The sequence below is a fragment of the Anaerococcus sp. genome (assembly GCF_022770135.1).
In the GTDB taxonomy this organism is placed as follows: Bacteria; Bacillota; Clostridia; order Tissierellales; family Peptoniphilaceae; genus Anaerococcus.
In genome coordinates, this window is sequence record NZ_JALEIL010000127.1 from 18,570 (window position 1) to 28,043 (window position 9,474).

Annotated in this window: 7 protein-coding genes; 2 read left to right on the top strand and 5 right to left on the bottom strand. The window is 33.8% G+C overall.

The window, feature by feature from the left end:
* Nucleotides 1-2 precede the first annotated feature (2 nt).
* A complete protein-coding gene (gene uvrC / locus MRZ08_RS06635) occupies nucleotides 3-1,853 on the bottom strand; it encodes an excinuclease ABC subunit UvrC (RefSeq protein ID WP_297380855.1) in 1,851 nt (616 codons plus the stop codon).
* The gene (locus MRZ08_RS06640; RefSeq protein ID WP_297380858.1) at nucleotides 1,850-3,619 is read right to left on the bottom strand and encodes an aminopeptidase P family protein; all 1,770 of its coding nucleotides are present in this window, start codon (nucleotides 3,617-3,619) and stop codon (nucleotides 1,850-1,852) included. Before MRZ08_RS06640 ends, uvrC begins: the two co-directional genes overlap by 4 nt.
* 196 nt (nucleotides 3,620-3,815) lie before the next feature.
* Here MRZ08_RS06640 and ychF point away from each other — a divergent pair, with 196 nt between their 5' ends.
* Both ychF and MRZ08_RS06650 read left to right on the top strand, forming a co-directional pair.
* The gene (gene ychF / locus MRZ08_RS06645; protein ID WP_297380862.1) at nucleotides 3,816-4,913 is read left to right on the top strand and encodes a redox-regulated ATPase YchF; all 1,098 of its coding nucleotides are present in this window, start codon (nucleotides 3,816-3,818) and stop codon (nucleotides 4,911-4,913) included.
* Between the two features lie 7 nt (nucleotides 4,914-4,920).
* The gene (locus tag MRZ08_RS06650; protein ID WP_297380865.1) at nucleotides 4,921-5,529 is read left to right on the top strand and encodes a thymidine kinase; all 609 of its coding nucleotides are present in this window, start codon (nucleotides 4,921-4,923) and stop codon (nucleotides 5,527-5,529) included.
* 38 nt (nucleotides 5,530-5,567) lie between these two features.
* Here the strand turns inward: MRZ08_RS06650 and MRZ08_RS06655 are convergent, their stop codons facing one another.
* From MRZ08_RS06655 to licT, 3 genes are read right to left on the bottom strand one after another with little or no spacing between them, the layout of a single operon-like run.
* Nucleotides 5,568-6,410 carry a PHP domain-containing protein gene (locus MRZ08_RS06655; RefSeq protein ID WP_297380868.1) on the bottom strand — a complete coding sequence of 281 codons (843 nt, stop codon included), beginning with the start codon at nucleotides 6,408-6,410 and terminating at the stop codon, nucleotides 5,568-5,570.
* The gene (locus tag MRZ08_RS06660; protein WP_297380870.1) at nucleotides 6,407-8,275 is read right to left on the bottom strand and encodes a beta-glucoside-specific PTS transporter subunit IIABC; all 1,869 of its coding nucleotides are present in this window, start codon (nucleotides 8,273-8,275) and stop codon (nucleotides 6,407-6,409) included. Before MRZ08_RS06660 ends, MRZ08_RS06655 begins: the two co-directional genes overlap by 4 nt.
* Before the next feature lie 58 nt (nucleotides 8,276-8,333).
* Nucleotides 8,334-9,212: a BglG family transcription antiterminator LicT gene (licT, locus tag MRZ08_RS06665; RefSeq protein ID WP_297380872.1), complete on the bottom strand. Its 879-nt coding sequence runs from the start codon at nucleotides 9,210-9,212 to the stop codon at nucleotides 8,334-8,336.
* Nucleotides 9,213-9,474 lie beyond the last annotated feature (262 nt).

Genomic DNA, 9,474 nt, shown 5'->3' on the forward strand with positions numbered 1-9,474 from the left:
ATCTATCCTTTCAGTCTAAAGTATTTGTATATTTCTAAGGCTTGAACTTTCCCCACCAGAGGAACTTCCATGAGCTCTTCAACGCTTGCCTTTTTAATATTTGAAATAGTCTTAAAATGCTTGTAGAGATTTTTCCTAGTTTTCTCGCCAACCCCTTTTATATTGTCTAGCTCTGTAGTCTTCATTGTGTTTTGCATCAGCTTTCTATGGTAGTTTATTGCAAATCTATGGGCCTCTTCCTGGATTTCATATATGAGCTTATAGACAGGATCTCTCCTGTTAATGGCGATTTCCTCATTGTTGTAGACTATTGCTCTTGTAGTATGTTTATCATCCTTAACAAGTCCTGCTACTTCAATGGATAGACCCAAGCTATCTATAACTTCTTTTGCTATAGTAACCTGCCCTTTTCCTCCATCCATCAAGATTAAATCAGGTAGAGATCCAAACCCTGTCTGGGTATTTCCTTTTTCTTTTTCTTCTAGTCCACGTTTGAGCCTTCTCGTAAGAACTTCCCTATGGGATGCATAATCATCGCTACCTACTACAGTCTTTATTTTAAACTTTCTATATTCCTTAGGAGTTGGTATTCCTCCCTCAAAGACAACCATGGATCCTACCGAAAGAACGCCGGATGTGTTAGAAATATCATAACATTCTACTCTAAATACATCTTTAAGATTTAGTATATCCATAAGTTGATTAATACCAGAGGATTTCTTTCTTTCCTTTCTTTCAGCTCTTTTATCATACTTAATTCTCATATCGAGAGCATTACGACTTGCCATATCTACAAGTTCTTTTTTCTTTCCGAGTTTTGGATTGTGTATATAGACCTTAGACTTTTTCTTTCTGGATAAGAATTCGCTAATGGAATCAAAGTCTGTTGGCATATATTGAACTAGGATTTCTTTAGGAACATACATTATGTCAAGATAAAACTGTTTGATAAACGAAGACATAATATCTGAATCAGTTTCCATAAAATCGTTTTTTATTATGAAATGTTCCCTATCAACGATTTTACCCATACGCATAAAGAAAACCTGGATAATAATAGAATTCATCCCCTTGCTCATGGCTATGATATCTAGATCATCTCCTCCAGTTTCAGTCACATTCTGTCTTTCAGAAATTACAGATAAGGCCCTATAGTAATCTCTGTATTTTGCAGCCATTTCGAAATTTAATTCCTTGCTTGACTCTTCCATCTTAGTAAGAACCCAATCTGGGATTTTTTCTGATTTATTTTCTAGAAATTTAACTACATCATCTATATGGTTTAAATATCTTTTCTCATCCTCCTTATCTACACAAGGTCCCTTGCATTTATGGATGAAATAATTGAGACACGGCCTATCAAGCCTTGCCCCCTTGTCGAAGTTCAGATTGCAAGTTCTAAAGGGATAATAAAGGTGAAATAGGTCTATAGCGTCATTTACAGCATAGGCATCAGGGAAGGGGCCGAAGTAGCGTCCCCCATCCTTTACAACTTGCCTCACCTTCTTTATCCTAGGATATTTTTCCTTACAGATTTTAATATAGGGATATTGTTTATCATCCCTTAGAACTATATTATATCTGGGTCTATTTTTTTTGATTAAATTGCTCTCAAGAACCAGAGCTTCTACCTCATTTTGAACAATAATATATTCGAAATGGTCGATGTTTTTGACCATGGCAAGGACCTTGGCCCCCTTGTTTTTATTATTGTCAAAGTATTGGCGCACTCTTCTTTTTAGGGAAATGGCCTTGCCTACATAGATAATCTCGTCTTGGGCATTTCTCATTATATAGACACCAGGTAGGTCTGGAAGTTCTTTTAATTTCTCTTTAATCTGTTTTTTTGTCAAATTGCTTTACAACTCTCTTTCAAATATTCTAACTCTGATCCTTCGAGATATGGGCTTAACTTTTCAAAGCAGGTCTTGTTATATTCGTTTAGCCAATCAATCTCATCCCTATTGAGCATCTCAGTCTTGACTGGTCGTGTATCTATTGGTACAAAAGTTAGACTTTCAAACTGATTGAACTTTCCAAATTCATTTTCCATGGCTCTTCTTACGTAAGCCTCATTTTCAATTCTTATTCCGTGAGAATCTTCTATATAAAGGCCTGGCTCGATTGATGTAGTCATGTTTTCTACAAACCCGCTATCATCTCTTTCAGAAATTCTTTGTGGTCCCTCATGTACAGTAAGTACAAATCCAACACCATGGCCTGTTCCATGGAAAAAGTCCTTACCTGCTTGCCAAAGTGGATATTTTGCTATAGCATCTAGTCTTTGGCCGTTAGTCTTGTCTTTAAATCTAGCTAGAAATAGGCTCAAAAATGATTTTAATACTAGGGTATAGTCAGTTTTTTCCTGATCAGTCAGTCTTCCCAAAGCTACAGTTCTTGTGATATCTGTAGTTCCTTCCTTATAGTGAGCACCAGAATCAACTAAGATCATCCCCTCATTTCTGATTGTCTTAGATCCTGTAGCTTGTGGAGCGTAGTGGACTATAGCTGCATTTTCCTTATAACCTGCTATTGTTTCAAAGGAATCTTCAATGTAGGATTCATCTTCCTTTCTTAAGTCTTGGAGTTTCTTGCTTGCTAAAAGCTCATTTAAGTTTCCTGTCTTTGCCCCAACTTCTAGCCAAGCGAAAAATTTAGTCAAGGCAATACCGTCTTTGATGTAGGCCTTTTTGATGTTTTCTATCTCTACATCTGTCTTGATAGCCTTCATATCAGTTGTTATGTTGGTACCAAGGCTTACCTTAACGTTAGAATTTATGCTATCATATATAGCGACATTTGTTCTTTCAGGGTCGAGAAAGATTCTATTCTTACCTGGTATATTATTTAATAGCTTAAAGATAGATTCATAGGAATATAATTTAACACCATTATCTTCAAGATAATCTCTAACTTCTCCAGGGATCTTTTCTTCATCTATGCACAAATATGCTTCATCTTTTGATATTAAAGAATATGACAAGAGAACTGGATTGTAATCAATATCGTTACCTCTAATATTTAAAAGATAACAGACATCTTCTGGCGAACCTATAAAGGTGTAGTCATAATCATTGTCTGCCATTATATTTCTAAGGCGAAGAAGCTTTTGTGATACACTTTCACCTGCATATTTATCTTCCATAATCCAAGCCTTATCTTTTCTTAAGCTTGGTCTATCTGTCCACATTTGAGAGATGTAATCAACATCAGATACCAAAATTCTAGCTCCCATGCTTTCACTTAGGTCCTTATAGGCTTTTACCGAAAAATTTTCGCCATCAAATGCAATCTTGCCAAATTCTCCTATATTTTCATCTAAGTATTCGATTAGATTAGGGACAGATTCTACTCCCATTTTCATTAATTTGAACTCAGAATTCTTAAGCTCCTTAGCTGCTTGCAAGAAATATCTGCTATCAGTCCATAAAAGCGCCTCATTCATAGTTATAAGAGCAGTTCCAGCAGATCCTGTAAAGCCTGATATAAATTCGCGTGTCTTATAATAATCAGATAGATATTCCGATTGGTGGGGATCAGAAGTTGGAACTATATAAGCGTCTATATTTCTTTCTCTCATTAGATTTCTAAGTTTTTCTAATCGTTCGTTGATATTCATATTTCTCTCCTTAAAATCTTAAAGTAATCATATATCTATATTATACTAATAATAATCTCTTTACATAATTTAATTTCCTCAAAAGAGATTAACAAGTGACTTTGCCAGCATTTCATCTAATATCTAGATTGATATTTCTCCTAAAACAATTATAATATAATCATTGCAAAAATAAAAAAGTGGATGGAGTGATTAAATGAAATTAGGAATAGTAGGCTTGCCTAATGTTGGGAAATCAACATTGTTCAATGCCATTACCAAAGCAGGTGCACTTATTGCAAACTATCCATTTGCGACCATAGATCCAAATGTTGGTCTTGTAAATGTGCCTGATCAAAGACTAGAAGTTCTATCAGAAATGAGCTCTAGCAAAAAGATAGTTCCAGCAGTTGTAGAATTCTATGATATAGCTGGGCTTGTAAAGGGTGCCTCAAAGGGAGAAGGATTAGGAAATAAATTCTTATCTAATATCAGAGAAACAGAGGCAATAGTTGAAGTCTTAAGATGCTTCGATGATGCTAATGTAACCCACGTAGATGGATCAGTTGACCCATTAAGAGACATAGAAACAATCAACCTCGAGTTGATTTTCTCCGATCTTGAACTTGTAGATAAGGTCCTAGAGAAAAGAAAAAAGGTTGCAAGAAGTGATAAGAGTGTAAGAAGCGAGGTAGAACTTCTAGAAAGAATCAAAGAAGTTCTTGAAGAAGGAAAGTCTGCAAGAATCTTGGACTTAAATGAAGAAGAAAATAAAATGCTTAGGGCTTATCAACTTCTTTCTACAAAGCCAATCATTTACGTATGCAATGTAAATGAAGAGGATGCTGCAAATGATGGTAAGGATAATCCATATGTGGAGAAGGTTCGTGAATTTGCCAAAAGCGAAGGAGCTGAAGTTTCTGTAGTTTCCGCTAAAATTGAGCAAGAAATTTCTGAAATCGAAGATGAAGAAGAAAGAGCGGAATTTTTAGCTATGATCGGTCTTGAAGAATCAGGTACCGACAAGGTAATCAAAGACTCATATAAAACTCTTAACCTTATGTCGTTTTTGACAACTGGTGAGATGGAAACAAGAGCTTGGACTATCACTAATGGAACAAAGGCAGTAGACGCCGCTGGTAAAATCCACTCTGATATATCTCGAGGATTTATCAAGGCAGAAATTGTTTCTTATGATGACTTAGTTGAATCTGGTTCAATCCACAAGGCTCAGGAAAAAGGCCTACTAAGACAAGAAGGAAAAGATTACATCATGCAAGATGGCGATGTAGTCAACTTTAAGTTTAATGTATAGTAATCCTATGAAAAAACAAGGAAGATTAATAGTCCACACCGGCTCAATGTTTTCAGGTAAAACAACCTCCCTTTGGAGAGAGCTTTATAGGATGAGGATAGCGAATTATAAAATTGTAGCCTTTAAACCATCTATTGATAGTAGAGATGATGAGAGAAAGATTGTAAGTCACGATAACTTACAGTTAGACGCCCACAAGGTCGAAAACTTAAGAGAAATCTTAACTTATGCCAAAAATAACGACATAGACTGTATAGGAATTGATGAATTACAATTCTTCCCTAACGAACCTAGAGAAGTTATAGATATATTCAACGAACTAATGGCAATGAAGATTACTATAGTTGTATCAGGGCTTGATATGGACTATAAGACCCAACCATTTGAGATTATAAAGGAAATCATGCCTATAGCAGACGAGCTTGTAAAACATCACGCAATTTGCGCGTCTTGTGGAGAAGATGCCTGGGCCTCTTACAGAAAAACTTCAGATGAATCTCGTATCCAAATTGGTTCAAAAGATTTGTACGAACCCCTATGCAGATCTTGTTATAATAAAAAAATGAAAGAAAAAGAAAAATACAAAAATCAAATATCTTTAGAAGAAATCAATTAAAAAAATGCATGGACTACACCATGCATTTTAAATTGAAATTATTTTGAGTTTTCTTTAAAAGAGAGAGCATTTTCTTCTAATTCATCAAATTCTTCTTTAGTTAACCCATATTCTCCAAATGTAATAAGTTCTGGATTATGATAATCACTTCCTCCACTTTTATATAGGTCAAATTTTTTGGCAAATTCTTGAGTTAAAGGGTAGTCTTCCTCTTTCATCTTAGAATGATTTATCTCAATACCTTTCAGACCATAAGATACATATTTTTCAATTTCAGAATAATTATGATATTGACATGGATGTGCGATAATTGGCATGCCACCATCTTTTAAAATAGCCTCAATACCTTCTTTAACATCTATATAGCCCATTTTTAAATCTGTTTCCTTGCTCGTCTTTGATGCAAATAGTTCCTTATACTTTTGTGGAGTCATCTCTTCTGGATACTTTTCCTTTAATGCTTGAAAAATATTCATCTTGAATACAATAGAGTTTGGTGAGAATTTCTTAGCATCTTCATAACTTATATCATAGCCTTTTCTTCTTAGATTTTCTATAAGCTCTTTATGATATTCATTTCTGCAATGTAGGGTATGGTTACAAAGCCTTTCTATAGTGGGAGTGTTTTCGTTTAACCAAAGACCAACCACGTGAACTTTTTTATAAACATCAAAGTCATAGCAGCTCATCTCTACGCCTTTTATGATTTTCATATCATGTTTTTTTCCGTATTTATAAATTTCATCATAATGATTAACTGTATCATGATCAGTAATAGCTATTACCTTTAGTCCATGATTTTTTGCATCTATTATTACATCTTCTATTTCACAAACTCCATCAGAGTGGTTTGTGTGCATGTGTAAGTCTGCATATTTCATTTTTTCGCTCCTAACAATATATCTCCAAATTCAACTTCTCTACTGTCGATAATTTCAAATTCTTTATAATCATCTGAATTTGTAACGACAATTATTACATCGTCATCATAACCAGAATTACGAATATTCTCTATATCAAATTTTATCAGCTCATCTCCTTTATTAACCTTTGACCCTACTTCTACCAGAACCTCAAAACCTTCCCCTTTGAGATTTACGGTATCAATTCCAATATGAATCAAGACTTCCATTCCATTATCGCATTTTAAACAGATAGCATGGCCAGAGTCAAATACAGCTGTAACTTCTGCATCTTCTGGAGATCTTAAAATACCCTGGCTTGGCTTTATAGCAATACCATCTCCCATAACCTTACTTGCAAAAGTTGTATCATCCACTTCTTCTAGTTTCTTAATACTTCCTTCAATAGGGGCATAAAGTACGCCATCTTTCACAGAAATTTCTTTACTTTCATTCTCTACAGTATTTTGTATTTCCTCTTCTTCGTCTTTAAATTCTGAGTCATCAAAACCTATTATGAGAGTCGCTATAAATGTAACTATTGATGCTATTAGAATTGTAAGAATCGCCATGAAAAAGAAGTTTTCTTCTTTTGAAACCCACATGGCCAGTGATAAAATTCCTGGTGTTACATATATAAAAGCTTTTAACTTAACAATACCTGCAAAAATTCCTGCTACAAAAGCACCTATCATCGCTGCATACATCGGTTTTTTTAATTTTAAATTAACACCATACATAGCAGGCTCCGTGATTCCTCCAAGAAAGGCTGTCACAGATGATGAAAATGCAAGAGATTTAAGATTTTTCTTTTTGGTTTTTACTGATACTGCAAGAGATGCAGCGGCTTGACTCATGTTTGAACAGAGTGCAACTACCCTAATCACCGGGTCAAATCCTTGTTCTGCAACAAGGGCTATTGATATAGGACTTAAAGCCTTATGAACACCTACAGATACGAGCCAAGGATAAACAGCTGCAAGGATTGCTATCGCGAACATTCCTATCTTGTTATATAAAAACATTGAACCCTTAGCTATAAAGGTAGAAATAAAGTTTCCTATAGGTGCTATTAGAATAAAGGTTAATGGCATCATAATTAAGGCAATAAGTAATGGTTCTGCAAAAACCTTTATCATTTCAGGAACAATTTTTTTGACAAATTTTTCAACATAGGACATTATCCATACACCCATAAGGGCTGGAACAAGGCTGGAAGTGTATTTAACTAAAGGAACACTAATTCCAATAAATTTAAATACTTCACCTTCTTTAACAATATCCATCCAAACTGGATTTACTAAACATAGACCAAGAAAAGCACCTAGGTACTGGTTAGTATTAAATATTTTGGCTGAAGAAAAACCAATAAATGCTGGCATAAAATAAAAACCAGTATCAAAAATAAATTTAAGCATAATATAAGTTTGGGAATCTTCTGCTAATACGCCTGTTAAGCTAAGAACAAGAAGCAGAACTTTTCCTATACCTACGCCTGCTAAAAGTGGGATAACTGGTGCAATTGATCCTGTGATTGCACTTAAAACCCTATCTACAATTGACCTTTCATCTTTTTCGCTGCTGTCATTTGATTTTTTAATATTTAAATCTTTTGCTATTTCTTGGTAGACCCTATCTACATCATTTCCTATAACCAATTGATATTGGCCAGATTTTTTAACAAGAGTTAAAACATCATTTAGGGATTTTACTCTTTCATCATTTGCTTTTGACTCATCTACTAATTCAAATCTAAGCCTTGTTGAACAATGTACCAAAGACTTAATATTATCTTTACCACCGACATATTTTATAATATCATTTGCTAATTTTTCGTATTTCATCTTTACCTCCAATTTTTTGATAATTGAAAGTTTAGCCAACTTAATGTAACTACCTTACTTAAAATTTATTTTTCCCTTTCTCCTCCTCTATATCGCTAATTACTTGTGATATGTGAATTGTTAAGTATAGAATTTCCTCATCGTCTAAAATATAATTAAAAGAATTATTAACAAAATCTTTTATCTTTAGTGTGCACTGATAGGCATCTACATATCTATCCTTAATCAAAGGCAGCAAATCATTTTTTAAGGATAATTTTTTCTGATCTTCTCCCGATAAAATCCTAAGGCTAAAGAATCTTAAATGTCTCAAAAATCTTTGATAATAAAAACTTTCCACATTGAAATTAACTTTAAAGAAAAATTTTACTATATTTAGAATACTTTGGACTAGCTTGGTAGACTTATAAAAATCTTCCATGTCATCGCCATTTTCAGAAACTACTATATGCATAGCAATAAAAGCTGCTTCATCTTCTGCCATCTTTACAGAAAATAGTGATTCTATTATATTTAAAGCTTCAAGTCCCAGCCTAAATTCATCTGGGTAAAAATTCTCTATTTCAAATAAAAGCTTATTTTTCAAATGGAGCCCTTCTCTATACCTGGCAATGGACATATACAAGTGGTCTGTTAGCGATAAATAAATACTGTCAGCTAAGTCTTTACCAAGTTTTTGACTGGCCCTTTGAATTATCATTTGAGATAATTCGAAATATTCTTCAGGTATATCTTCAAGTAAATTTATTAACTGGTTATTTTTCTTATCGTCTTCTAAAACAAAAATCTTTTGGATTTTAGTCTCATCTATCAAATCTCCATTTTTTTTGCTAAATCCTATCCCTTTTCCCATAACAATAACTTCTTTACAATTTATATCTTCAGATATAACGGAATTATTATTAAGTATTTTTTTTACTACTATTTTTATCACCACCTTAAAAATAAAAAAACCTATCCCTTAAAAATTCGGGATAGGTTTTGCGGAATTTCCTAACAATCCATATCTACTATAATAATACTATTGGATAGAACAAATATCAATCTATTTATAGATTACAGACTGTTGACAAAATCAAAATAACCCTTATTTCGACCGAACGGAGTGAGCGGAGAAATCTAATGAGATCTCTCCATGCGTTCGTTTCACTCTCTTAGTCGAGATAAGGGTAACTTAACGATAAAATAAATTTCGATTG